The sequence below is a fragment of the Phytobacter palmae genome (genome assembly GCF_039409775.1).
Classification (GTDB): domain Bacteria; phylum Pseudomonadota; class Gammaproteobacteria; order Enterobacterales; family Enterobacteriaceae; genus Phytobacter; species Phytobacter palmae.
Genome location: NZ_JBCIVJ010000001.1, coordinates 1 through 24,990 on the forward strand (window position 1 = coordinate 1; position 24,990 = coordinate 24,990).

Annotated in this window: 25 protein-coding genes and 5 tRNA genes; 7 read left to right on the forward strand and 23 right to left on the reverse strand. The window is 53.4% G+C overall.

All coding sequences use genetic code 11. The features are described 5' to 3' along the window. The 4 genes from galT to gpmA form a co-directional block, all read left to right on the forward strand. Positions 1-1,028, forward strand: a 1,028-nt coding sequence (galT, locus tag AAIG39_RS00005; RefSeq protein WP_343192918.1) for a galactose-1-phosphate uridylyltransferase, incomplete at its 5' end; no start/stop codon positions are given. A gap of 2 nt (positions 1,029-1,030) precedes the next feature. After that, the gene (galK, locus tag AAIG39_RS00010; RefSeq protein WP_343192919.1) at positions 1,031-2,179 is read left to right on the forward strand and encodes a galactokinase; all 1,149 of its coding nucleotides are present in this window, start codon (positions 1,031-1,033) and stop codon (positions 2,177-2,179) included. Beyond that, entirely contained in the window at positions 2,173-3,213 is a 1,041-nt protein-coding gene (gene galM / locus AAIG39_RS00015) for a galactose-1-epimerase (RefSeq protein ID WP_343192920.1), read from the forward strand. Before galK ends, galM begins: the two co-directional genes overlap by 7 nt. 208 nt (positions 3,214-3,421) lie before the next feature. Next, a complete protein-coding gene (gene gpmA / locus AAIG39_RS00020) occupies positions 3,422-4,174 on the forward strand; it encodes a 2,3-diphosphoglycerate-dependent phosphoglycerate mutase (RefSeq protein WP_090081876.1) in 753 nt (250 codons plus the stop codon). 61 nt (positions 4,175-4,235) lie between these two features. Here gpmA and aroG read toward each other — a convergent pair whose 3' ends face one another. Next, positions 4,236-5,288 (reverse strand): 3-deoxy-7-phosphoheptulonate synthase AroG, encoded by a 1,053-nt coding sequence (gene aroG / locus AAIG39_RS00025; RefSeq protein WP_090081878.1) that lies wholly within the window; start codon positions 5,286-5,288, stop codon positions 4,236-4,238. A gap of 321 nt (positions 5,289-5,609) precedes the next feature. On the opposite strand from aroG, the gene AAIG39_RS00030 reads away from it, so the two are divergent. Both AAIG39_RS00030 and zitB read left to right on the forward strand, forming a co-directional pair. Then, positions 5,610-5,990, forward strand: coding sequence for a protein YbgS (locus AAIG39_RS00030; RefSeq protein ID WP_090081880.1), 381 nt, complete (start codon positions 5,610-5,612; stop codon positions 5,988-5,990). Positions 5,991-6,108: 118 nt separating this feature from the next. Then, on the forward strand, positions 6,109-7,047 hold the full coding sequence (gene zitB / locus AAIG39_RS00035; RefSeq protein WP_343192921.1) for a CDF family zinc transporter ZitB: 939 nt from the start codon (positions 6,109-6,111) through the stop codon (positions 7,045-7,047). Here the strand turns inward: zitB and pnuC are convergent. The 20 genes from pnuC to AAIG39_RS00135 form a co-directional block, all read right to left on the reverse strand. Then, a complete protein-coding gene (pnuC, locus tag AAIG39_RS00040) occupies positions 7,044-7,763 on the reverse strand; it encodes a nicotinamide riboside transporter PnuC (RefSeq protein WP_090081884.1) in 720 nt (239 codons plus the stop codon). The two genes, zitB and pnuC, sit on opposite strands and share 4 nt — an antisense overlap. A 37-nt stretch (positions 7,764-7,800) precedes the next feature. Next, positions 7,801-8,844: a quinolinate synthase NadA gene (nadA, locus tag AAIG39_RS00045; protein ID WP_249568766.1), complete on the reverse strand. Its 1,044-nt coding sequence runs from the start codon at positions 8,842-8,844 to the stop codon at positions 7,801-7,803. Positions 8,845-9,143: 299 nt separating this feature from the next. Next, positions 9,144-9,219, reverse strand: a tRNA-Lys gene (locus AAIG39_RS00050). A gap of 132 nt (positions 9,220-9,351) precedes the next feature. Then, positions 9,352-9,427: transfer RNA gene (locus AAIG39_RS00055), tRNA-Lys, on the reverse strand. Between the two features lie 145 nt (positions 9,428-9,572). Continuing rightward, positions 9,573-9,648: transfer RNA gene (locus AAIG39_RS00060), tRNA-Lys, on the reverse strand. A 3-nt stretch (positions 9,649-9,651) separates the two neighbouring features. Further along, positions 9,652-9,727, reverse strand: a tRNA-Val gene (locus AAIG39_RS00065). A gap of 137 nt (positions 9,728-9,864) precedes the next feature. Beyond that, positions 9,865-9,940, reverse strand: a tRNA-Lys gene (locus AAIG39_RS00070). A 164-nt stretch (positions 9,941-10,104) separates the two neighbouring features. Next, on the reverse strand, positions 10,105-10,893 hold the full coding sequence (gene cpoB / locus AAIG39_RS00075) for a cell division protein CpoB (protein WP_090081886.1): 789 nt from the start codon (positions 10,891-10,893) through the stop codon (positions 10,105-10,107). A 9-nt stretch (positions 10,894-10,902) separates the two neighbouring features. Further along, positions 10,903-11,415: a peptidoglycan-associated lipoprotein Pal gene (gene pal, locus AAIG39_RS00080; protein ID WP_041852065.1), complete on the reverse strand. Its 513-nt coding sequence runs from the start codon at positions 11,413-11,415 to the stop codon at positions 10,903-10,905. 27 nt (positions 11,416-11,442) lie between these two features. Then, on the reverse strand, positions 11,443-12,741 hold the full coding sequence (gene tolB, locus AAIG39_RS00085) for a Tol-Pal system beta propeller repeat protein TolB (RefSeq protein ID WP_090081888.1): 1,299 nt from the start codon (positions 12,739-12,741) through the stop codon (positions 11,443-11,445). Between the two features lie 131 nt (positions 12,742-12,872). Next, positions 12,873-14,168, reverse strand: a complete 1,296-nt coding sequence (tolA, locus tag AAIG39_RS00090) for a cell envelope integrity protein TolA (RefSeq protein WP_090081890.1) — start codon at positions 14,166-14,168, stop codon at positions 12,873-12,875. Positions 14,169-14,206: 38 nt separating this feature from the next. After that, positions 14,207-14,644 carry a colicin uptake protein TolR gene (gene tolR / locus AAIG39_RS00095; protein ID WP_041852068.1) on the reverse strand — a complete coding sequence of 146 codons (438 nt, stop codon included), beginning with the start codon at positions 14,642-14,644 and terminating at the stop codon, positions 14,207-14,209. A 3-nt stretch (positions 14,645-14,647) separates the two neighbouring features. Next, a complete protein-coding gene (gene tolQ, locus AAIG39_RS00100; RefSeq protein WP_090081892.1) occupies positions 14,648-15,340 on the reverse strand; it encodes a Tol-Pal system protein TolQ in 693 nt (230 codons plus the stop codon). Then, entirely contained in the window at positions 15,337-15,741 is a 405-nt protein-coding gene (ybgC, locus tag AAIG39_RS00105) for a tol-pal system-associated acyl-CoA thioesterase (RefSeq protein WP_047371229.1), read from the reverse strand. Before ybgC ends, tolQ begins: the two co-directional genes overlap by 4 nt. Before the next feature lie 148 nt (positions 15,742-15,889). Beyond that, positions 15,890-16,183, reverse strand: coding sequence for a cyd operon protein YbgE (gene ybgE, locus AAIG39_RS00110; protein WP_090081894.1), 294 nt, complete (start codon positions 16,181-16,183; stop codon positions 15,890-15,892). Further along, positions 16,183-16,299, reverse strand: coding sequence for a cytochrome bd-I oxidase subunit CydX (cydX, locus tag AAIG39_RS00115; protein ID WP_064572420.1), 117 nt, complete (start codon positions 16,297-16,299; stop codon positions 16,183-16,185). The genes ybgE and cydX overlap by 1 nt, the downstream gene beginning before the upstream one ends. A gap of 14 nt (positions 16,300-16,313) precedes the next feature. Beyond that, a complete protein-coding gene (gene cydB / locus AAIG39_RS00120) occupies positions 16,314-17,453 on the reverse strand; it encodes a cytochrome d ubiquinol oxidase subunit II (protein WP_343192922.1) in 1,140 nt (379 codons plus the stop codon). A 15-nt stretch (positions 17,454-17,468) separates the two neighbouring features. Beyond that, positions 17,469-19,037, reverse strand: coding sequence for a cytochrome ubiquinol oxidase subunit I (cydA, locus tag AAIG39_RS00125; protein ID WP_090081898.1), 1,569 nt, complete (start codon positions 19,035-19,037; stop codon positions 17,469-17,471). A gap of 699 nt (positions 19,038-19,736) precedes the next feature. After that, a complete protein-coding gene (locus tag AAIG39_RS00130; protein WP_343192923.1) occupies positions 19,737-21,086 on the reverse strand; it encodes a pyridoxal phosphate-dependent decarboxylase family protein in 1,350 nt (449 codons plus the stop codon). 18 nt (positions 21,087-21,104) lie between these two features. After that, positions 21,105-22,271, reverse strand: a complete 1,167-nt coding sequence (locus AAIG39_RS00135) for an MFS transporter (RefSeq protein ID WP_343193139.1) — start codon at positions 22,269-22,271, stop codon at positions 21,105-21,107. A 155-nt stretch (positions 22,272-22,426) separates the two neighbouring features. Between AAIG39_RS00135 and AAIG39_RS00140 the strand changes: the two genes are divergently transcribed. Next, complete coding sequence (locus AAIG39_RS00140) at positions 22,427-22,876, forward strand: winged helix-turn-helix transcriptional regulator (RefSeq protein WP_090081902.1); 450 nt, start codon at positions 22,427-22,429, stop codon at positions 22,874-22,876. A gap of 74 nt (positions 22,877-22,950) precedes the next feature. On the opposite strand, the gene sucD is transcribed toward AAIG39_RS00140, so the two are convergent. Then, positions 22,951-23,820, reverse strand: coding sequence for a succinate--CoA ligase subunit alpha (gene sucD / locus AAIG39_RS00145; protein WP_343192924.1), 870 nt, complete (start codon positions 23,818-23,820; stop codon positions 22,951-22,953). Then, a complete protein-coding gene (sucC, locus tag AAIG39_RS00150; protein ID WP_041852113.1) occupies positions 23,820-24,986 on the reverse strand; it encodes an ADP-forming succinate--CoA ligase subunit beta in 1,167 nt (388 codons plus the stop codon). The genes sucD and sucC overlap by 1 nt, the downstream gene beginning before the upstream one ends. Between the last annotated feature and the right edge of the window lie 4 nt (positions 24,987-24,990).

Genomic DNA, 24,990 nt, shown 5'->3' on the forward strand with positions numbered 1-24,990 from the left:
TCGATCATCCGCATCGCCGTTACAACCCGCTGACAGGGCAATGGATTCTGGTGTCGCCGCACCGCGCAAAACGCCCCTGGCAGGGGGCCCAGGAAACCCCGGCGAAACAGACCCTGCCATCCCACGATCCCGACTGTTTTTTATGTCCGGGCAACACGCGCGTTACCGGCGATAAAAACCCCGATTACACCGGTACATATGTCTTCACCAACGACTTTGCGGCTCTGATGACTGACACCCCGGACGCGCCGGAGAACAGCGATCCGTTGATGCGCAGCCAGAGTGCGCGCGGCACCAGCCGCGTTATCTGCTTCTCGCCGGATCACAGCAAAACGCTGCCGGAACTGAGCCTGAGCGCGCTCGAAGAGGTGGTGAAAACCTGGCAGGAACAGACTGCGGAGCTGGGCCGGACTTACCCGTGGGTCCAGGTTTTTGAGAACAAAGGCGCGGCCATGGGCTGCTCGAACCCGCACCCGCATGGCCAGGTGTGGGCCAACAGCTTTCTGCCCAACGAAGCCGAACGCGAGGACCGTCTGCAGAACGACTATTTCCGCCAGTACGGCTCCCCCATGCTGGTGGATTACGCCGAACGCGAGCGCCAGGACGGCAGCCGTACCGTCGTTGAAACCGGACACTGGCTGGCCGTGGTGCCCTACTGGGCGGCCTGGCCGTTTGAAACGCTGCTGCTGCCCAAAGCGCACATCCTGCGGATCACCGACTTAACCGACGCTCAGCGTGCCGACCTGGCGCTGGCCCTCAGGCAACTGACCAGCCGCTACGATAACCTGTTTCAGTGCTCCTTCCCCTACTCGATGGGCTGGCACGGGGCGCCCTTCACGCAGCAGGATAACAGCCACTGGCAGCTGCATGCGCATTTTTACCCGCCGTTATTACGCTCCGCCACGGTACGTAAGTTTATGGTCGGTTATGAAATGCTTGCCGAGACGCAGCGTGACCTGACGGCAGAACAGGCGGCCGAACGTCTGCGCGCGGTCAGCGATATTCATTTCCGCGAATCCGGAGTTTAACCATGAGTCTGAAAGAGAAAACACAGTCCCTGTTTGCTGAGAAATTTGGCTACCCTGCCACCCATACCATTCAGGCGCCGGGGCGCGTAAACCTGATCGGCGAACATACCGATTATAACGACGGGTTTGTGCTGCCCTGCGCCATCGATTACCGGACGGTCATAAGCTGCGCAACGCGTGCAGACCGTACCGTGCGGGTTATTGCCGCCGATTACGACGGCCAGCAGGATACGTTCTCGCTCGATGCCCCCATCGTGACCCACCCGTCACAGCAGTGGTCAAACTACGTGCGTGGGGTGGTGAAACATCTGCAACAGCGTGACAACACCTTTGGCGGCGCGGACCTCGTCATCAGCGGCAACGTGCCGCAGGGCGCGGGCCTGAGTTCGTCCGCCTCGCTGGAAGTGGCGGTCGGCACCGTCTTCCGGCAGCTGTACCACCTGCCGCTGGACGGCACACAGATTGCCCTGAACGGCCAGGAAGCGGAAAACCAGTTTGTCGGCTGTAACTGCGGCATTATGGACCAGCTTATCTCGGCGCTGGGTAAAAAAGGCAGCGCGCTGCTCATCGACTGCCGCTCGCTGGGCAGCAGAGCGGTCCCCATGCCGGAGGGCGTCTCCATCGTCATCATTAACAGTAATTTTAAACGCACACTGGTGGGCAGCGAGTACAACACCCGTCGCGAGCAGTGTGAGACCGGCGCGCGCTTCTTCCAGCAAAAAGCGCTGCGTGACGTGGATATCGATCAGTTCAGCGCCGTCGCGCACGAACTGGACCCGGTGGTGGCCCGACGCGTTCGCCACGTGCTGACCGAAAATGCCCGTACCGTGGAGGCCGCAGACGCGCTGGCAAAAGGCGACCTGCAGCGTATGGGGGTGCTGATGGCGGAGTCGCATGCCTCCATGCGTGACGATTTCGAAATCACCGTGCCGCAAATCGACACACTGGTGGAGATTGTGAAAGCCACCATTGGCGAGAAAGGCGGCGTGCGCATGACGGGCGGCGGATTCGGCGGCTGCGTGGTCGCGCTGGTGCCGGAAGCACTGGTGCCTGCGGTGAAAGAGGCCGTTGCGGCACAGTACGAAGCCAGAACCGGGATTAAAGAGACGTTTTACGTGTGTAAACCTTCACAGGGAGCGGGACAGTGCTAAATGAATCTTCCGGGGCAGCGCCAGATGGACTGCCCTTTCGTCTGATTACCCTGCGCAACAGCGCAGGGATGGTGGTAACCGTCATGGACTGGGGCGCAACGTTGCTGTCAGCACGGGTGCCGCTTTCCGATGGTTCGGTGCGTGAAACGCTACTTGGTTGCGCCACCCCTGAACACTATATCCACCAGAACGCATTTCTGGGCGCATCAATTGGGCGCTATGCGAATCGTATCGCTAAAAGCCAGTTTGTCCTCGACGGGGAAACCTGCACGCTCGTGCCAAGCCAGGGTGAAAATCAGCTGCATGGCGGCCCGGAAGGGTTTGATAAGCGCCGCTGGCTTATTGAGCGCCAAAATGACAGCGAAGCGCTGCTCTCATTAACCTCTCCTGACGGCGATCAGGGTTTTCCGGCGAAAGTGAACGCCAGCGTGCTGTATCGGCTCGGCGAAGATAACCGCCTGGCTATCGAGTATCGCGCGACCACCGATAAGCCTTGCCCGGTTAACCTGACCAATCACGCCTACTTCAACCTCAACGGCGAACAGAGCGATGTGCGTAGCCACAGGCTGCAATTGCTTGCGGACTCATACCTGCCGGTCGACAGCATGGGTATCCCGGTGGGTGGACTGAAAAACGTGGCGCAGACCAGCTTTGACTTCCGTCAGCCGAAAACGCTGGCCCAGAATTTCCTGAGCGATGACGATCAGCGCGTGGTGAAAGGTTACGATCACGCGTTTTTGCTACAGGCTAAAGGTGATGCCAGCCAGCCTGCGGCACACGTCTGGTCGGCGGATAATAAGCTGCAAATGTCCGTCTATACTTCGGCCCCGGCGCTACAGTTTTACTCTGGGAATTTCCTTGAAGGGACACCTGCTCGCGGCAATACGGCCTACAGCGCGTGGCAGGGTCTGGCGCTGGAAAGCGAATTTTTACCCGACAGCCCGAACCGTCCGGACTATCCTCACGACAGCTGTATTCTGCAACCCGGCGATGAGTATGTGAGCCTGACGGAATATCACTTTATTCCCGCCTGATAACCAACCCTCCACACGGAGGGTTTTTTTTATCCATTTCGCTGAAATATCGGCCAGTCATCGACAAAATGGTAACCCCTGATTCACAAGCACCTTACACTGGGCCACTATTTTCGCTATGGTTAAGGGTAATCGTTGCTGCTGGTCATTACAGGGCAATATAATGAGAATTGTTATCATTCAATCAGGCTTATGAAGGAGTAAGTGTATGGCTGTTACTAAACTGGTTCTGGTTCGTCACGGCGAAAGCCAGTGGAACAATGAAAACCGCTTCACCGGCTGGTACGACGTTGATCTCTCCGAGAAAGGCGTTAGTGAAGCAAAAGCAGCAGGTAAACTGCTCAAGGATGAAGGCTTCACCTTCGACTTCGCGTATACCTCTGTGCTGAAACGTGCCATCCATACTCTGTGGAATATACTGGACGAACTGGATCAGGCCTGGCTGCCGGTAGAAAAATCCTGGAAACTGAATGAACGTCATTACGGCGCGCTGCAGGGTCTGAACAAAGCAGAAACCGCTGAAAAATACGGCGACGAGCAGGTTAAACAGTGGCGTCGTGGCTTTGCTGTCACCCCGCCGGAGCTGACAAAAGATGATGAGCGTTTCCCGGGCCACGATCCGCGCTATGCAAAACTGACCGAGAAAGAGCTGCCGACTACCGAAAGCCTGGCGCTGACTATCGAGCGTGTTGTGCCTTACTGGAACGAAACCATTCTGCCGCGTCTGAAAAGCGGTGAGCGCGTCATCATCGCGGCTCACGGTAACTCTCTGCGCGCACTGGTGAAATACCTGGACAACATGGGTGAAGACGAAATTCTTGAACTGAACATCCCAACCGGCGTACCGCTGGTGTACGAGTTCGACGAAAACTTCAAGCCTGTCAAACACTACTACCTGGGTAATGCCGACGAAATCGCTGCAAAAGCGGCTGCCGTTGCTAACCAGGGTAAAGCGAAGTAATTTTCGCCAACCATAAAAAAAGCGCGGAGCAGTCCGCGCTTTTTTATTTGAGCCGTCAGAATTAACCGCGACGCGCTTTTACCGCATTTGCCAGCTGACGCAGGACAGTATCGGTATCTTCCCAGCCAATGCAGGCATCGGTCACACTCTTGCCATAAACCAGCGGTTCGCCGCCTTCCAGACTCTGATTGCCTTCCACCAGATGGCTTTCAATCATCACACCGATAATCGCTTTTTCACCGCCGGCAATTTGCGCACAGACATCAGCACCAACGTCCATCTGCTTTTTAAATTGCTTGCTGGAGTTCGCATGGCTGAAATCGATCATTACCTGTGCGGGCAGGCCGGCTTTTTCCAGGCCAACTTTCACTTCCGCGACATGTTTTGCACTGTAGTTCGGCTCTTTACCACCGCGCAGAATGATATGGCAGTCGCCATTCCCGCTGGTGTTAACAATCGCAGAGTGGCCCCATTTGGTCACGGACAGGAAGCAGTGGGGCGCACCCGCTGCATTGATGGCGTCAATGGCCACTTTGATGGTGCCGTCAGTACCGTTTTTGAAGCCAACCGGGCAAGAAAGACCAGAGGCCAGCTCACGGTGAACCTGCGATTCCGTTGTACGTGCGCCAATAGCGCCCCAGCTCATCAGATCGGCAACATACTGCGGGGTGATCATGTCGAGAAATTCACCCGCAGCCGGTAATCCGCTGTCATTGATATCCAGCAAAAGCTTGCGCGCAATGCGCAGACCGTCATTGATCTGGAAGCTGTTATCCATATGCGGATCGTTGATCAGCCCTTTCCAGCCCACGGTAGTGCGCGGTTTTTCAAAGTAAACGCGCATCACGATTTCCAGTTCGCCCTGAAGTTCTTCACGCAGCGTCAGCAGACGTGCGGCATACTCTTTGGCTGCAGCCGGATCGTGAATAGAGCATGGGCCAATCACGACCAGCAGGCGATCGTCATTGCCTTTCAAAATTTTGTGAATTGCTTTGCGGGCATGGGAGACAGTTTTCGCCGCGGTTTCGGTAGCAGGAAACTTCTCAAGGAGTGCGACAGGGGGTAATAACTCGTTGATCTCTTTAATGCGTAAATCGTCGTTCTGATAATTCATGATCATTCCAGCGTAGCCATACTTATTTTAATGAATGCAATCTCTCCAATCTAACTTGTCAGTCAGGGAGTGTAAACGCGAATTTACACTTCGGGCAGAAAATTCCTGGAATGCCCTTAAAAAGCACCAGAAAGTAGCGAATAGCGATAACGACGCTACACTTTTTAAGTGTAAATACTTAGTTTATTTTATTTTTCAATATTATGTGCTGCCATAATCGGCAATGTTTAACATGTTTCACTACTGAGCGTGATAGTTCGTTCGCGCATGTCAGGCCGATGATTTGCATCGGTACATAATGACCAGAACAGGAGCATCATGATGAAAATGAATAAATTAGCGACACTTTTCTTGACGACAACTCTGACCCTGGCAAGCGGTGCGGCATTCGCTGAAGATTCCCCTTCTCAATCCAATAATGGTCAGGCAAACGCTGCCGCCAGTGCGGGGCAAACGGCACCGGATGCGAAAGCGAACCTTGCGCCCAATACCTCGACAAATGGTTCAGATTCATCAGGAATGAAGCTTAACACTGAGGAACACACGAACTCCCATGTCGGTACAAAACACATGACTAAGGATGAGATCCATAAAAATTCCCAGTGTAAAGACGGTAAGTGCCCTGATATAAACAAGAAAGTTCAGACCGGTAATGGTATTAATAACGATACGAATACCAAGACCGACGGCACCACGCAGTAAAAGTAGCCTGCGAATAAAAGGGGAGAGCTTCGGCTCTCCTCATTTTTTTCTGCTGAACAGCAAAAGATCTGCAATGATGTAGGACGCTGCTAACGCCAATTACACGGGACGGCTCATTATGGCGCATTCACATTCTCACTCTCACCTCCCTGCTGACGCCAATGCGCGACGTCTGCTTCTGGCTTTTAGCGTTACCGCTTTGTTCATGCTGGTGGAGGTGATTGGGGGACTGATTTCCGGCTCACTGGCATTACTGGCCGATGCCGGGCATATGCTGACGGATGCCGCCGCGCTCTTTTTTGCCCTGCTGGCAGTACATTTCGCCCGGCGCCCTTCCGGGCCACGGCGCACCTTTGGCTGGCTTCGTCTGACCACCCTCGCCGCCTTTATTAATGCTATTGCGCTGGTACTGATTACTTTTTTTATCGTCTGGGAAGCCATCCAGCGCTTTTACCATCCACAACCTGTGGCAGGTATGACAATGATGGTGATTGCCATAATGGGGTTACTGGCGAATATACTGGCATTCTGGTTGCTGCATCGGGGTAATGAAGAACGAAACCTGAATGTCCGGGCGGCAGCCTTACATGTTCTTGGCGATCTGCTGGGTTCCGTAGGCGCCATTGTCGCTGCGCTGATCATTATGTTTACCGGCTGGACGCCTGCCGACCCGATACTCTCTATCCTGGTCTCGGTGTTGGTATTACGTAGCGCGTGGGCATTATTGCGTGAGAGCGTCAATGAATTGCTGGAGGGAGCGCCTGTGTCGCTGGACATTAACGCGCTTAAACGGCATCTGCGGCGAGCCATTACCGAAGTGCGCGATGTACATCATGTGCATGCATGGCTGGTAGGAGAGAAAGTACTGATGACATTACATGTCCAGGTGATTCCACCGCACGATCACGACGGGCTACTGCGCCAAATTGAACATTTCCTGGTGCATCACTATCAGATTGAGCATGTAACGATTCAGATGGAGTACCAGCCCTGTAGCGGGCCTGACTGCCATCTCAGCGAGACGCAGCCAGACCATGACCATTCACACCATCATTAGTGAGAGAACGCGTGAGAGCCGCGTTCACGGGCGCTATTTATCCACATCCGGCTACCGTTAAGTGCGATAAAGGTCAGAATCATATATTCCAGCGACATGGCCCAGACGCCTTGCAGGGCAAAAATCACTACGCTGATAACATTGATAATGACCCACAGTAGCCAGTTTTCGACATATTTGCGCGTCATCAAAATCATGGCGACAATCGAAAGCACCATCATGCAGGAATCCCAGAACGGGAAAGCGTCCGGCTGCAGTTCGGGCATTACCACATTTAATCCCAGCATCTGCATCAGCGAGACTGCTATGCGGGTGAGCAGCGCAAATACCGGATCGATAAAGAAGGTCATAAAACCAATAGCAAACGCACATACCACAAGCCAGGCCAGGGCTTTTGGTAAAGGTAACCAGCGGATTTGCAGAACGGCCTCGTTTGAGGTCGTCTGTCGTGACCAGGCATACCAGCCGTAGATATTGGCGGCAAAGAAAAACAGCTGGAGCAGCAGACTGGCGTAAAGCTGGATCTGGAAGAAGATAATAGCAAACAGCGTTACGTTGATTAAGCCAAATGCGTAATTGCTGATTTTTTCCAGGCTGGCGAGCCAGATGCATAACAGGCCCGCCACTGTCCCTACTGCTTCAATCCATGAAAGATCGTAGCCTCCGGCGCCGATCGGGATATGTACCAGAATATTATGCGTGCTAAAAAAATCCATCTTCTCCCCAGAGCGTATTCCTACGCATTATTCCTCATTAAGAACGTAGTGTAGCCGCAAAATCCAACATACGGTTCAGTGGCAACAATGCCCCTTCACGCAGTGCAGCATCGACATGGATCTCGTGAGCTTCCCCACCGTTCTCCAGTCCTTCTGCAATAGCTTTCAGACCATTCATTGCCATCCACGGGCAGTGAGCACAGCTACGGCAGGTTGCCCCCTCCCCTGCTGTCGGTGCTTCGAGTAGCTCTTTCTCCGGCACCGCCTGCTGCATTTTATAAAAGATACCGCGGTCAGTGGCGACAATCAGTTGCTTATGCGCAAGTGTTTTTGCGGCATGGATCAACTGGCTGGTGGAACCAACCGCATCAGCCAGTTTAACCACGGAATGCGGTGATTCCGGGTGTACCAGGATAGCAGCATCCGGGTAAAGCGCCTTCATACGAATCAGCGCCTGCGTTTTAAATTCGTCATGTACGATACAAGCCCCCTGCCAGCATAGTACATCCGCCCCGGTTTGTTTCTGCACATAGCTACCAAGATGGCGGTCAGGCGCCCAGATGATTTTTTCGCCGAGGCTATCCAGATGTTCAATCAACTCAACGGCAATACTGGATGTCACGACCCAGTCAGCTCGAGCTTTTACTGCCGCCGAGGTGTTGGCGTACACCACAACGGTACGGTCCGGATGCGCATCGCAAAAAGCGTTGAACTCCTCAATGGGGCAGCCCAAATCCAGCGAGCACTCGGCATTGAGTGTCGGCATCAGGATGGTTTTTTCGGGGCTGAGGATTTTAGCCGTTTCCCCCATGAAGCGCACACCCGCGACCAGTAACGTTGAGGCCGGATGTTTGGCTCCAAAGCGCGCCATTTCAAGTGAGTCAGAAATACATCCCCCCGTCTCTTCCGCCAGTTGCTGAATTTCCGGGTCCGTGTAGTAATGCGCAACCATCACGGCATCACGCTCTTTTAACAGGCGTTTGATTTTTTCCCGATAAAATTCTTTTTCATCACGGCTCAGCGGGAGAGGCTTAGGTGGAAAAGGATAGATTGCGGCTTCCGGATCGAACATTACGCTCATCATGCTTACTCGTTTTACTGGCTTAACAAAATGCCTTTCTTTTTCGACAGCGCGGCAAAGGTAAGGCGAATGTGTTTTATATACTAAACAAGATAGCGGATTGCAGGGTAAAAGTCACAAGAAATGAACTGACGAGTGACGCAGTGCAAGGGAAAACTGAGGAAATGTACACTTTGCAAATAGCAAAAAGCGCCGCAGGCGACTCCGGCGCTTCTCTTTGTTCTGCCCGAACCTGCTGCAGGTTCGAATCTCAGGAATCGCAGACAGCAAAAAAGCGCCTTTAGGGCGCTTTTTTACACTGGTGGGTCGTGCAGGATTCGAACCTGCGACCAATTGATTAAAAGTCAACTGCTCTACCAACTGAGCTAACGACCCCTTGCGGGATTTTACTGCTTTGATCATTCAGAGGTGGTGGGTCGTGCAGGATGATTCGGCTTCGCCTTACCCTCCGGGCCGTTGCTAACGCAACGTTATCCTACACTTCTCAACCAGTGACTACCTTATAATTGGTGGGTCGTGCAGGATTCGAACCTGCGACCAATTGATTAAAAGTCAACTGCTCTACCAACTGAGCTAACGACCCATACGGTGTCATCTGAAAGATTCTTACTCGGAACCACTAAAGAAAGTGATTAGTCGTGCAGGATGACTCGGCTTCGCCTTGCCTTTCAGAACATTGCTGACGCAACGTTATCCTTCACGTTTAACACTGGAGTAAAGCGTTAAATTGGTGGGTCGTGCAGGATTCGAACCTGCGACCAATTGATTAAAAGTCAACTGCTCTACCAACTGAGCTAACGACCCGAGTGGTGGGTGATGACGGGATCGAACCGCCGACCCCCTCCTTGTAAGGGAGGTGCTCTCCCAGCTGAGCTAATCACCCGATACTACGCTGGATAATCTTACTAACTGATGTTAGTGGTGGGTCGTGCAGGATGACTCGGCTTTGCCTCGCCCTCTGGGCCGTTGCTAACGCAACGTTATCCTTTACGTTTAACTATCGCTTTCCACCGTAACGATTGGTGGGTCGTGCAGGATTCGAACCTGCGACCAATTGATTAAAAGTCAACTGCTCTACCAACTGAGCTAACGACCCACTTTTGCATTGACCTGGGTTTGTTTGATATCCCGTGGCAACGGCGGCATATATTACTGATTTAAGAACGCAGCGCAACAAGAATTTCGAGGAAGATCACCTGACTGCTTATGATTCACGCGACAAGACCAGAAAAAAAGCGATTTCTGGTCATGTGCTACTCATCACATAGAACCGAGACGTTTCTGCGCCTGTTTTGCACCTTCAGTACCCGGGTACTTCGCGACCACCTGCTGATAAACGGCTTTCGCCTTCGCCGTGTCACCTTTGTCTTGCATGATCACGCCGACTTTGAACATCGCATCTGGCGCTTTCGGTGATTTCGGGTAATTTTTCACCACGGAGGCAAAATAAAACGCCGCATCATCCTTTTTGCCCTTGTTGTAATTCAACTGTCCCAGCCAGTAGTTGGCATTCGGAACATAGGTTGAATCAGGGTATTTCTTCACAAAGTTCTGGAATGCGACAATGGCGTCATCCTGGCGAGATTTATCCTGCACCAGCGCAATTGCGGCATTGTAATCGGTATTGGCATCACCGCTTTGGACCGGCGCGCCAGAGGCTGCCGCTTCGTCAGGCGCTGCCTGCGCTGCTGCCCCGCCCTGATCGCCCGAAGCCTGCTGCGTTTGCCCTGCCGCACCGCCATTGCTCAGACTACCGATCTGCTGCTGAATTTGCTGCTGACGTTCAACAACCTGATTTAATTGGTACTGACTTTCCTGAATTTGACCGCGCAGGGTGTCAATATCCGCCTGGTTATCAGCGAGTTGTTGCTGGAGTTGAGTTAAAAGCTGGCTGTGAGCATTAGAAATACGCTCGAGTTGAGTGACACGGTCTTCGACCGAGCCTGAGCCGACACTACTGATTGGCGCTTGAGCATTAGCGGCCCAGGGGGCCGCTATGCCAACCAGTAACGACAGACTCAATAGATGATGTCTGAGGTTACTGCTCATGCAATTCTCTTAGTAAACCAGTACGGCACGACGGTTTTTAGCGTAAGCCGCTTCGTCATGACCCAGTACTGCAGGTTTTTCTTTACCGTAAGAAACGATGGAGATCTGGTCAGCGGTAACACCTTTACCCTGCAGGTACATTTTAACGGCGTTAGCACGACGTTCGCCCAGGGAGATGTTGTATTCCGGAGTACCACGTTCGTCCGCATGACCTTCTACGGTGACTTTGTAAGACGGGTTGCTACGCAGGAAGTTAGCGTGCGCGTCCAGCATCGCAGCGAAATCGGAACGGATGTCATACTTGTCCAGATCGAAGTAGACGATGTTGTTCTGCTGCAGCTGCTGCATCTGCAGACGAGCTTGCTCTTCAGAAGACATGTTACCGTTGCCGTTCATACCAGTGCCCGCACCCAGCATACCTTCGCCATTCTGGTCGTTGGTTGCTTTTTTAGAAGAACAGGCCGCGATTGCCATGATCGGCAGAACCAGCATCAGGCCTTTCAGCACTTTGTTCAGTTGCATTTCGTTAATTCCTTTAATTACCAATTATTATTTAGACAGATACGGCGACCAGGCAGGGGATTTTACCTGTCCATCAGACGCCGGAATACGCGCTTTGAAACGCCCATCTGTAGAAACCAGATTCAGCACGGATCCCATCCCCTGAGAAGAGCTGTAGATTACCATCGTGCCGTTAGGTGCCAGACTCGGCGATTCATCCAGGAACGTTGACGATAAAACCTGCACGCCACCCGCTACCAGATCCTGCTTGGCAATGTGTTGCTGACCGCCATCGGAGCTCACCATTACCATAAACTTGCCGTCAGCGCTTACGTCAGCATCCTGGTTTTGTGAACCCTGCCAGGTGATACGCTGTGCAGCACCGCCATTAACGTTAATTTTATAAACCTGCGGACGACCCGCCTGGTCGGAGGTAAATGCCAGATTCTGGCTATCCGGGAACCAGGTTGGTTCAGTGTTGTTACTGCGACCATCTGTCACCTGACGGATTTGACCCGACGCCAGATCCATTACATAGATGTTCAGGCTACCGGTTTTTGACAGCGCAAAGGCAATCTTAGAACCATCGGGAGAGAATGCTGGCGCACCGTTGTGACGCGGGAAAGAAGCGACCTGGCGAATTGCAGTGCTGGAAAGATCCTGAATTACCAGCGCAGAACGACCACTTTCGAAGGTTACGTATGCGAGTTTAGAGGCATCTGGCGACCATGCCGGAGACATCAGCGGCTGCGAAGAGCGGTGTACAACAGCCGTGTTGAAACCATCATAGTCAGAAACGCGCAGTTCATACGGGAACTGGCCGCCATTGCTCTGCACGACATATGCGATACGGGTACGGAATGCACCTTTAATGCCAGTCAGTTTCTGGAACACATCGTCGCTGGCAGTGTGCGCGCCATAGCGTAGCCACTGTTTGCTGACGTTGAAGGAGTTCTGCGCCAGTACGGTACCCGGCGCACCACCAGTGTCGACCAGCTGGTAAGCCACTTTATAGGTGCCATCCGGGTTCGGGCTTACTTGCCCTACAACGACGGCATCAATACCCAGCGCAGACCAGGCCGCTGGCTGAACTTCCTGGGCTGTCGCCGGCTGCTGAGGCAGACGAGAACGATCCAGAGGATTGAATTTACCGCTGTTACGCAGATCCGACGCCACGATATTGCCGATATCCTCTGGCGCACCGCCAGGCCCCGCCCACTGGAAGGGCACAACACCGATTGGGCGTGCCGAGTCCACCCCCTGGGTGATCTCGATACGTACTTCTGCGTGCAGCACCGCTGCCCACAGCATCAGAAAACCAAACGCTACACGTAATGCCTGCTTCATCTTATCTCCCTTATCCGGGCGGAAAACCCGCGATAATTTAGCAGAATGTTAACAAACTCAATTATACAAAACTACCAAAACACCAGGACTAACTTAGTCTGTTTTCCCCGCCTGTGCAGAAGAATTCGTAACTAAGGTTTAAAGTCCAGCGGTACGTTTTTAAAGACCTTATAGACCTCAGCCGTTGGCGGTTTAGGGAACTTCGACATGCGATTTGTCGCGGCTAACATCGCCTGACAAAAGGCAGGGTCGCCACCTTCCTGAGCCACTGAGAGCAAAGTACCGTCTTCTGCAATTTTCACACGCAACGTACAGGTTTTGCCCGCATAAGTGTCCCAGTCATACAGATGCCCCTTAATCGCCGCCTGCACTTGAGACATATACGCACTGATATCAGCCTGAGACGCACCACCCTGGCCTGCCTTACTTCCTTTAGCAGGTGAATCGCCACCTGTGGTACCACTGGCATGACCTTTCGGTGCATTCTTACCTGAACTCAGGTCGCCCAGCAGATCATCGACGCCTGATGCAGCAGCTGCTTTTTCAGCAGCGGCTTTCTTGGCTGCAGCAGCCTTCTCTGCTGCGGCTTTCTTGTCGGCAGCGGCCTTTTCAGCAGCGGCTTTCTTATCTGCAGCAGCCTTCTCAGCAGCAGCCGCTTTTTCAGCGGCGGCTTTTTCTGCCGCAGCCTTCTCGGCAGCCGCGGCTTTTTCAGCGGCGGCCTTCTCTGCTGCCGCTTTTTTAGCGGCCTCTGCAGCCGCTTTCTTCTCAGCATCCTGCTGAGCTTTCTTCGCGGCTTCGGCTTCTGCTTTCTTCTGAGCATCGGCTGCAGCTTTAGCCGCTTCTGCTTCTGCTTTTTTCTTCGCATCCGCAGCTGCTTTCGCTGCATCTGCTTCTGCTTTTTTCTGTGCGTCTGCCGCAGCTTTCTTCGCCGCTTCCGCAGCTTCTTTTGCCTGTGCATCCGCTTTCGCTTTTGCATCAGCAGCGGCTTTTGCTGCAGCTTCTTCCGCCTGTTTTTGCGCTTCCTGCGCTTTCTTAGCGGCTTCTTCTGCTTTCTTCTGTTCTGCGGCCTGCTCACGGGCAGCTTCCTGCGCCTGTAAACGTTCCTGCTCAAGCTGTTTTAAGCGTTCCTGTTCGGCAGCCTGTTTTTCACGCAGTTCTTCTGCCTGTTGCTGAGCCTGCTTTTCACGCTGTTCTTGCGCACGCTTTGCGCTGGCCTGTTGCTGCTGCTGACGGTTGTAATTCTGGACAACGGCACCAGGATCGACCATTACCGCATCAATAGAAGAACCGCCGCCGCCACCCGCAGAAGCATCAATATGTTCATCAAACGAACTCCAGATCAGCAGTGCAACCAGAATCACATGCAGCACCGCCGAAATAATTATCGCTCGTTTAAGTTTGTCGTTTTGTTCGGTTGCCTTTGACACTCTCGGTTCCCAAAAACTGCCGCCTGTTAAGCCGGTGATCAGATAGGCTGCGTCATCAAGCCAACCGATTTAACACCCGCGCTGTGTAACAGGTTTAGCGCTTTAATGATTTCATCGTAAGGCACTTCTTTTGCGCCACCGATCAAGAAAACGGTTTTCGGATTCGATTGCAGGCGACGCTGCGCTTCTGCAATCACTTGCTCTGGCGGTAGCTGATCCATGCGATCTTTTTCTACCACCACGCTGTACTGTCCGACACCGGAAACCTCAATAATGACCGGAGGATCGTCATTGGTGCTGACGGTTTTCGACTCTGTCGCATCCGGCAGGTCAACCTCCACGCTCTGGGTGATGATCGGTGCGGTTGCCATAAAGATCAGCAACAGCACCAGTAGCACGTCCAGCAGCGGAACAATATTGATTTCGGATTTGAGGCCACGACTGTTACGGCTGCCCCGTCCACGCGTTCTGGCCATGGTTTACCCCTTGTTGCTCTCGGTGCTGGTAAACGCCTGACGATGCAGAATAGCCGTGAACTCTTCCATAAAGTTGTCGTAGTTCAGTTCCAGTTTGTTCACACGCTGGTTCAGGCGGTTGTAGGCCATTACCGCAGGAATCGCTGCGAACAGACCGATTGCGGTAGCGATCAACGCTTCGGCGATACCCGGCGCAACCATCTGTAGGGTTGCCTGTTTCACCGCACCCAGCGCGATAAAGGCATGCATGATCCCCCACACCGTACCAAACAGACCGATATAAGGGCTGATGGAACCGACAGTACCGAGGAAAGGAATATGCGTTTCCAGGTTCTCCAGCTCGCGGTTCATCGAAATACGCATCGCCCTGGATGCCCCTTCGACAATCGCTTCCGGCGCATGGCTATTGGCGCGGTGTAAACGCGCAAACTCTTTGAACCCGCTATAGAAGATTTGTTCCGAGCCCGTCAGATTATCACGGCGCCCCTGGCTTTCCTGGTACAGACGCGACAGTTCAATGCCAGACCAGAACTTGTCTTCAAAGGCTTCCGCTTCACGACCGGCTGCGTTGAGAATGCGCGTTCGCTGGATGATGATGGCCCAGGATGCGATTGAAAAACCAATCAAAATCAACATGATAAGTTTGACCAGAAGGCTAGCCTTCAGGAACAAATCAAGGATGTTCATGTCAGTCACTGCTTAAACTCCGCGACAATAGACTTGGGAAGCGCACGAGGCTTCATTAAGAGTGGATCAACACAGACAATCAGTACCTCAGCTTCGTTCAGGACTTTGTTCTCTGCGTTGACGATCCGCTGCGTGAAGACCAGAGAGGTCCCGCGCATTGATGTAATTTCCGTTTGGACTTCGAGCATATCGTCGAGTCTGGCGGGCGCAAAATACTCCAGCGTAAGTTTGCGTACCACGAATGCGACGCGCTCGGCCAGCAAAACTTGCTGACTAAAGTGATGGTGGCGCAGCATCTCAGTGCGTGCTCGTTCATAAAAAGCCACGTAGCTGGCGTGGTAAACCACACCACCGGCGTCAGTATCTTCGTAATAGACACGAACCGGCCATCGAAACAGCGTTGTATTCACTTTACATCCCGGTAATGCAAAAAAAGTTAGAGCTTTTAAACTTCGCTACTATACGCGCGGGGGAGATGGTTTGGAATGGGTAGAAGTAAACGGAGAGTAAAAATATATGGGCTTTTGCAAGCCCATATCATAAGCGGAGATTTCTTATTCAAAAGAAGAAGAAAATCAAACCAGCCAGCATAACCAGGTCTGCGATCAGCGGACAAAAAATGCCTTGCCAGTGAACCGCGCGGGGACGAAATCCCACCCCATGAATCACACCAGCGCAGACGGCCCACATCAGCAGAAAGCCATGCCAGACCTCCAGGTCACTGGTCTTTGCAGCAAAGCGTGCGGGATCCCAAAAGATACAACCTGCCAGCACTAATGCCATAATTAAGGAAAGCGCCCTTAACGGGCGCTTGTCCATTACCGCATAAAGTTTCGCGATAATCTCGTTCATCAATGCTCTTCTTGCTTACCGGCTTTCAACGCTTCCACATGTTCAAATGCCAGCGCCGTAATCACTCCAAAAGCACAGGCAAGAAGCGTTCCTAAAATCCATGCGAAATACCACATTATCAGCTCCTTACTTAGTACAGAGAGTGGGTGTTGCTTTCGATGTCTTCTTTCGTAATACGACCGAACATTTTCCAGTAACACCAGGCGGTGTAAATCAGGATGATCGGTACGAAGACCAGCGCCACAAAGGTCATCAGGTTCAGGGTCATCTGACTGGAGGTAGCATCCCACATGGTCAGACTGGCGTTCATCATAATGCTCGACGGCATGATGAACGGGAACATCGCGATACCCGCAGTCAGGATGATGCAGGCCAGCGTCAGTGACGAGGAGACAAACGCCAGCGCGCCTTTTTCCGCACGCGAAGTCAGCACGGTCAGCAGCGGCAGCACCACGCCAAGCGCAGGGATCGCCCACAGAGCCGGGATATTATTAAAGTTCGCCAGCCAGGCTCCTGCCTGACGCGTTACTTCTTTGGTCAGCGGGTTGGAAGCAGCATGGTGGTCCATCGCGGAAGTGACGACGTAACCATCAATACCGTATACCACCCACACCCCGGCCAGTACGAAGCAGACCGCGGTAATCAGCGCGGCAACCTGCGACGTTGTACGCGCACGCAGATGCAATTCACCCACCGTACGCATTTGCAGATAGGTTGCGCCCTGGGTGATGATCATCGCTACGCTTACCACACCTGCCAGCAGACCAAACGGGTTCAGCAACTGGAAGAAGTTCCCGGTATAGGTCAGACGCAGATATTCATCCACGCTGAACGGTACGCCCTGCAGCAGGTTACCGAAAGCGACACCAATGACCAGCGGCGGCACAAAGCTACCAATGAAAATGCCCCAGTCCCACATATTGCGCCAGCGGCTCTCTTCGATCTTAGAACGGTAATCAAAACCTACCGGACGGAAGAACAGGGACGCCAGCACCAGAATCATCGCCACATAGAAACCAGAGAATGCAGCGGCATAGACCATTGGCCAGGCGGCGAATAGTGCACCGCCCGCTGTGATCAGCCATACCTGATTACCGTCCCAGTGGGGTGCGATAGAGTTAATCATCACGCGACGTTCGGTATCGCTACGACCCAGGAAACGGGTGAGCATGCCCACCCCCATGTCGAAGCCGTCGGTGACGGCGAAACCGATCAGCAGAATGCCAACCAGCAGCCACCAGATAAAACGTAATACTTCATAATCGATCATTTGACGACTCCTGTCTTAGCGTGCCGGCTGAGAAGCCACAGTGGACTGCTCGTAATGATAGCGGCCAGTTTTCAGGCTGCTTGGGCCCAGGCGTGCGAACTTGAACATCAAGAACATTTCAGCCACCAGGAACAGGGTATACAGACCGCAAATCAGGATCATTGAGAACAGCAGATCGCCTGCGGTCAGGGTCGAGTTCGCCACGGCGGTCGGCAGCATTTCACCGATAGCCCACGGTTGACGACCGTACTCCGCTACAAACCAGCCGGATTCGATAGCAATCCACGGCAGCGGTATGCCATACAGTGCGGCACGCAGCAGCCATTTTTTCTCGCCAATACGGTTACGGCAGACGGTCCAGAACGACACGGCGATGATGAGTAACATCAGCACGCCACACGCCACCATAATACGGAAAGCGAAGTACAGCGGCGCCACACGAGGAATGGAATCCTGCGTAGCCTGTTTAATCTGCGCTTCTGTCGCATCCGCCACATTCGGCGTATAGCGTTTGAGCAGTAAACCGTAACCGAGGTCTTTCTTCACGTTGTTGAACTCATCGCGTACGGATGGGTCTTTCGAACCAGAACGCAGTTGTTCAAGCAGGTGATACGCCTTCATACCGTTACGGATACGCTCTTCATGCTGCACCATCAGGTCTTTCAGGCCGATAACCGGCGTGTCAACAGAGCGGGTAGCAATGATGCCCAGCGCGTAAGGGATCTGGATGGACATATGGTTTTTCTGCGCATCCTGATCCGGAATACCAAACAGGGTGAACGCTGCAGGCGCAGGTTGGGTTTCCCACTCTGCTTCGATAGCCGCCAGTTTGGTTTTCTGTACGTCACCCATTTCATAGCCGGATTCATCACCCAGTACGATAACGGATAGCACCGCAGCCATACCGAAGCTCGCTGCGATAGCGAAGGAACGTTTAGCGAACGCGATATCGCGACCGCGCAGCAGATAGTAAGAACTAATGCCAAGGATGAAGATGGCACCGCAGGTATAGCCAGAGGCCACGGTATGGACAAATTTCACCTGAGCAACCGGGTTCAGTACCAGTTCGGCGAAGCTGACCATTTCCATACGCATGGTTTCAAAGTTGAAATCTGCAGCAACCGGGTTTTGCATCCAGCCGTTTGCTACAAGGATCCACAACGCGGACAAGTTGGAGCCCAGCGCGACCAGCCAGGTCACTGCCATATGCTGTACTTTGCCCAGACGATCCCAGCCGAAGAAAAACAGACCTACAAAAGTGGACTCGAGGAAGAAGGCCATCAAACCTTCAATGGCCAGTGGCGCACCGAAAATGTCCCCAACGTAGTGAGAATAGTAAGACCAGTTTGTCCCGAACTGGAACTCCATGGTCAAACCGGTGGCCACGCCCAGTGCGAAGTTGATACCAAACAACTTGCCCCAGAACTTGGTCATATCTTTATAAATCTGTTTGCCGGAGAGGACGTAGACCGTTTCCATAATGGCCAGCAAGAACGCCATACCGAGCGTCAGTGGCACAAAAAGGAAGTGGTACATCGCGGTCAAGGCAAACTGCAAACGTGACAGTTCGACTATATCTAACATCATGACTCCTTGCTCATCGCATGAAGACTCCGAGAGTAAACCTCGTCAGCGAAGGTTTACACGCATGCCCCAATACAAAGTTGTTGCACTTTTAAATCACCATCAGCAATAACGTTGATGCTGATTCAAAAAAGTTACAACCACGTTAATAAAAAACCCAAATTGATCTCTCGAATATATTACTCCGCAAACCCCTTACAATAAAAAGGTTTTTATTGGGTTTGTTTTACGTTTTTCGACAGTGATCAATTTATACCGAATTTAGCAGTTTTAAACCAATTTGATCGGCGACAATTTAACTATTTTTAGCGCCATTTCCAAGCTTTTAAATATTGATTTAAATCAATTTCATCATTTTTTGTTAATTTTGTAGAGACGGCGCTTCTTTAGTAAAAATCGTGTTAACGATATGTATATCTTAACGCAAGTAACAGTTATCAAACGGGCGCGGAAGATAAATAATTACGCGCTTATTTAACGTTTAATCCCTAAAGCACATCGTAACTGGCATAAACACCCGCCCCCATTATGTGAAATGGCTGGTTTTATTTATCTCAATAATTTCACAATAATTTCACTTACAGGAAAAAATATTTAACACCATAAGGTAATTATTCAATAAAAAAGGCCGTGCAATGTTGCACAGCCCTAAGTAAAAATTTTACTGGAACGTTTTATTAACATTCCTCAGGGTTATGATTATTGGCTTTCTGCGCTAATTTTCGCCAGTAATGCCAACAGCGCATCTACATCCTGCCGCTGTGTGCGCCAGGAAGAAACGCTGATACGGAGTGCTGGTCTTCCCTGCCAGCGGGTACTGCCAAACCAGGCTTTGCCAGAGGCTTGTGCCGCAGCCAGTACCGCCTCCGTTTGCGCGTCACTCCCGCAACGGAACAGCACCTGATTAATCACCACGCGGTTCAACACGTCAAATCCATGCAGGGTCAGCCCCTCGCTGATAACACGCGCCAGCATGCAATGTCTGTCGACCATCTCTCGTACGCCCTGACGACCCAGCACGCGTAGCGCGGCCCATACCGGGATACCACGCGGGCGACGTGAAAACTCCAGCGTCAGGTTCTTCTGCGCATCGGCGCTGGCACTCATATAGACCGCGTCACTGTTCATCGCCCCGGCCAGCACCTGAGGATCGCGGCAAATCACCATCGCGCAATCATAAGGCGTATTCAGCCATTTATGGGCATCCGTGGTCCAGCTGTCCGCCAGATCAATCCCTTCCGTCAACGCCAGGTGCGATGATGCTCGCGCCCAAAGGCCAAAGGCGCCGTCAACATGGACCCACGCCCCTGCAGCATGGGCTTGCGGGATAATCTGCGCAAAAGGATCAAACTCGCCTGTATTCACCTCCCCTGCCTGCAGGCAAAGTATGGTGCGGGCATCAAGCGGCGGCAGTTGTTGTGCGTCAACACGCCCGAAAGCGTCTACTGGCGCAACAATCAGTCGTGACATGCCAAACCCCAGAATACGCAGCGCCTTTTTCACCGTAATGTGAACCAGTTCTGAGACCACCACTTTGATTTCCGGCGCGCCGGACAGCCCGTCGTTGTCGATATCCCAGCCTTCGCGCGCCAGCAATGCGCGGCGCGCTGCCGCGAGGGCCGCCAGGGTACAAGCCGTTGCGCTGGTGCCAAATCCAACAGCGCTTTCACGCGGCAAATCCAGTGCTTCAAGAACCCAGCGGCCCGCGACACGCTCCACTTTGTCAGCCACCGGTGAGTTCAGAAACGACGACGCACACTGATCCCAGGCGACCATCAGCCGCTCAGCCGCAGAGGCGGCAGGCAATGTCGCCCCTACCACGAAGCCAAAATACCCCGGTCCGTTTGACGCCGTGGTCGCAGGCGAACCAATATCATCCAGTAGCGCCAGCGTCTGTTCGGCGGACTCCCCTGCCTGCGGCAGCGGTTCATCAAAAGCGCTAAGCGCCGCGATAGCGTCAGCATCAGGAAAGACGCGTCGCGTGCTTATTCCTTCCAGATAACGTAAACCGCGTGCATCAGCCTCGGCCAGTAGCTCCCGTTCACTCATATCACCACCCCTGTTGTATTAATTCACGTCTGGCATCAGATGCCGCGTTAACGCCCATATCATTAGCGCCAGTAGACTGACAGCTGCTCCGAATAAACAGACACCGTGCCAGCCATGGCGAGCAAATATCGCAGTGGTCGCAATAGCCCCAGCCCCACTTCCCGTGGCGTAAAACAGCATATAGAGCGCAATCAGCCGCCCATGCGCCGCCGATGAACGTAAAATCATACTCTGACTGGTGACATGCAGCGCCTGTCCACCCAAATCCAGTAGTACAATTCCCAGTAATAAGAGCGCCAGTGAATGCTCAAGCTGTGACAGGGGCCACCATGCCAGTGATAGCAGCACGAGTGCATAAAAACTGGTGCGCTGCCCATGTCCGCGATCGGCATCGCGTCCGGCTCTGGTCGCAGCAAGGGCTCCGGCAACACCGGCGAGTGCAAATAGCCCAATCACAGTATGTGAAAAACTATAAGGAGGCGCACTTAACGGCAGCACCATTGCACTCCAGAAAATTGTAAATGCGGCAAACATTAACAGCGCCAGCACGCCGCGAATTTGCAATACGCGATCGGTGCAGAGTAACGTCAACATCGAGAGCAGCAGTTGTCTTGCGCTGACCGATTCGGGGCTTACGTTAAAGCGCGGCAGTTGTCGCCAGAGCAAGGGCACCAGTACCAGCATCATTAGCGCAGAAGCGCCATATACCGCGCGCCATCCCGCAAGATCGCTTACCAGACCTGCAAAAACCCGCGCCAGTAGCAAACCGATAAAAACACCGCCCTGTGCCGCCCCGACCACCCGGCCACGCTCCCGGATATCAGCGGCACTGGCCGCATAGGCAATCAACCCCTGCGTCATTGCCGTGCCGAGCAACCCTGTCGCCAGCATACCCACCAGCAACACCACTGTTGATTGCGCCAGCACCACGATACAGAGCGCAGCGATCAGTGCCAGCAGTTGCAATAGCATCAAACGCCGTCGCTCCACAACATCTCCGAGCGGCACCAGCACCAGTAATGCCAGTGCACAGCCTATCTGCGTTGCGGTTACCACACCGCCCACGGCTGCCTGACTGATGGCGAAATCCTGCGCCAGCATATCGAGCAGCGGTTGTGCATAGTAGACATTGGCAACGCTCAGGCCGCTGGCGATAGCAAACAACGCGACCAGACTGCGCGGCATCGCTGCCGGTCTCAGGGCGACACTGCATGCGGCGCCAACAGGCATATTGCACATCTCTTCCTTCATCGCTTCACCTGGTTGCAAAAGAAAACTAGTTGAAGGGTAAATAAACCAGTTTTAAAATGCAACCTGAATGTTTTTCATAAGGCCCGACTATGTCTCCTGCACCGCTATTCTCACACCACCCCTGCCCGGTTGCCCGTTCGGTCGATATTATCGGCGATCGCTGGGCGCTGCTTATCGTCCGCGACGCGTTCGACGGCGTACGGCGTTTTGGCGATTTTCAGCGTGGACTGGGCATGGCACGCAATATTCTCACCGATCGTCTGCGTAAGCTGGTTGACGCGGGTATCTTCACCACCCGGCCCGCTTCCGATGGCACGGCGTATCAGGAATATGTGCTCACACCAAAAGGACAGTCGCTCTTCCCGGTTATCGTCGCGCTGCGACAGTGGGGTGAAGGCAATCTGTTTGCGCCGGGTGAACCGCATTCGCTGCTGGTCGATACACGCACTGGTGAGGCCATACCTCCGATGGTCCCGCAGGGGCGTGACGGCCATACGCTAACCGGCGAAAACACCCGCGTGCGTAAAATCGGCGCATAAAAAAGGCCACTCCTTTCAGAGTGGCCAACCATGTCGAACATATTACAGCCCCTTTTAACGAGGGGCATTGAGTCTTATTTGATAATCGCTTTCAGCGCTTCGCCGATATCCGCCAGGCTGCGAACGGTTTTCACGCCCGCGGCTTCGAGAGCAGCGAACTTCTCATCCGCAGTCCCTTTACCACCAGCGATGATTGCGCCTGCGTGGCCCATACGTTTGCCTTTCGGCGCGGTCACACCGGCGATATAGCCGACAACCGGTTTGGTCACATGATCTTTGATGTAAGCAGCCGCTTCTTCTTCCGCGCTACCGCCGATCTCGCCGATCATCACAATCGCTTCGGTCTGTGGATCTTCCTGGAACAGTTTCAGGATGTCGATAAAGTTTGAACCCGGGATCGGGTCGCCACCGATACCCACGCAGGTGGACTGGCCGAAACCGTAGTCGGTGGTCTGCTTAACCGCTTCATAAGTCAGAGTACCTGAACGAGAAACGATACCCACTTTACCCGGCTGGTGAATGTGGCCCGGCATGATGCCGATTTTACATTCGCCTGGGGTAATAACGCCCGGGCAGTTCGGGCCAATCATGCGCACGCCTGCTTCGTCCAGCTTCACTTTCACGGTCAGCATATCCAGCGTCGGGATACCTTCGGTGATGGTAATAATCAGTTTAATGCCCGCGTCGATCGCTTCCAGAATAGAGTCTTTGCAGAATGGCGCCGGAACGTAAATGACGGAGGCAGTCGCACCGGTCGCTTCTACCGCTTCACGCACGGTGTTGAACACCGCCAGGCCCAGATGCGTGGTGCCGCCTTTGCCCGGCGTGACGCCGCCGACCATTTGCGTACCGTAAGCAATCGCTTGTTCGGAGTGGAAAGTACCCTGGCTACCGGTGAAACCCTGGCAGATAACTTTGGTATCTTTATTAATTAAAACGGACATTATTTCCCCTCCACTGCGGCAACAACCTGCTGAGCTGCATCCGTCAGACTTTTCGCTGCAATAATATTCAGGCCGCTGTCAGCCAGACGCTTAGCACCCAGCTCCGCGTTGTTACCTTCCAGACGAACAACAACCGGTACGTTAACACCCACTTCTTCCACCGCGCCGATGATGCCGTCGGCAATCAGGTCGCAGCGAACGATACCGCCGAAGATGTTAACCAGAACGGCTTTCACGTTTTCGTCGGAAAGAATGATTTTGAACGCTTCGGTCACGCGCTCTTTGGTTGCGCCACCGCCCACGTCAAGGAAGTTTGCCGGTTCGCCGCCGTGCAGTTTAACGATGTCCATAGTACCCATCGCCAGGCCTGCGCCGTTAACCATACAACCAATATTGCCTTCCAGCGCAACATAGTTCAGTTCCCAGTGTGCCGCCTGGGCTTCGCGCGGGTCTTCCTGCGACTGATCGCGCATTTCGCGCAGCTCGGATTGACGGAAGAGCGCGTTACCGTCAGCGCCCAGTTTGCCATCGAGGCAGATCAGGTCGCCCTGTTTAGTGATAACCAGCGGGTTAATCTCGATCAGTGCCAGGTCGCGCTCAAGGAAAATGGTCGCCAGGCCCATAAAGATTTTGGTGAACTGCTGAACCTGCTTACCTTCCAGGCCCAGTTTAAATGCCAGTTCGCGCCCCTGGTACGGCATTGGGCCGGCCAGCGGGTCAAGAGCGATTTTGTGGATAAGGTGTGGGGTCTCTTCCGCCACTTTCTCGATTTCTACGCCACCTTCGGTAGACGCCATGAACACAACGCGACGGGAGCTACGATCAACAACAGCGCCCAGATAGAGCTCTTTGCCGATGTCAGTCGCTGCTTCAACCAGAATCTGGTTAACCGGCTGGCCATTCGCGTCTGTTTGATAAGTCACCAGACGTTTACCGAGCCAGTTTTCCGCGAACGCGCGAATATCTTCTTTGCTGTTAACAACTTTTACACCGCCCGCTTTACCACGTCCACCCGCGTGTACCTGGCACTTCACTACCCACGGACCCGCGCCGATTTTGGACGCAGCCTCTTCCGCTTCACGCGGCGTCGTGCACGCATAGCCTACAGGAGCAGGCAAACCGTAACGGGCAAAAAGCTGTTTTGCCTGATATTCATGTAAGTTCATGTGT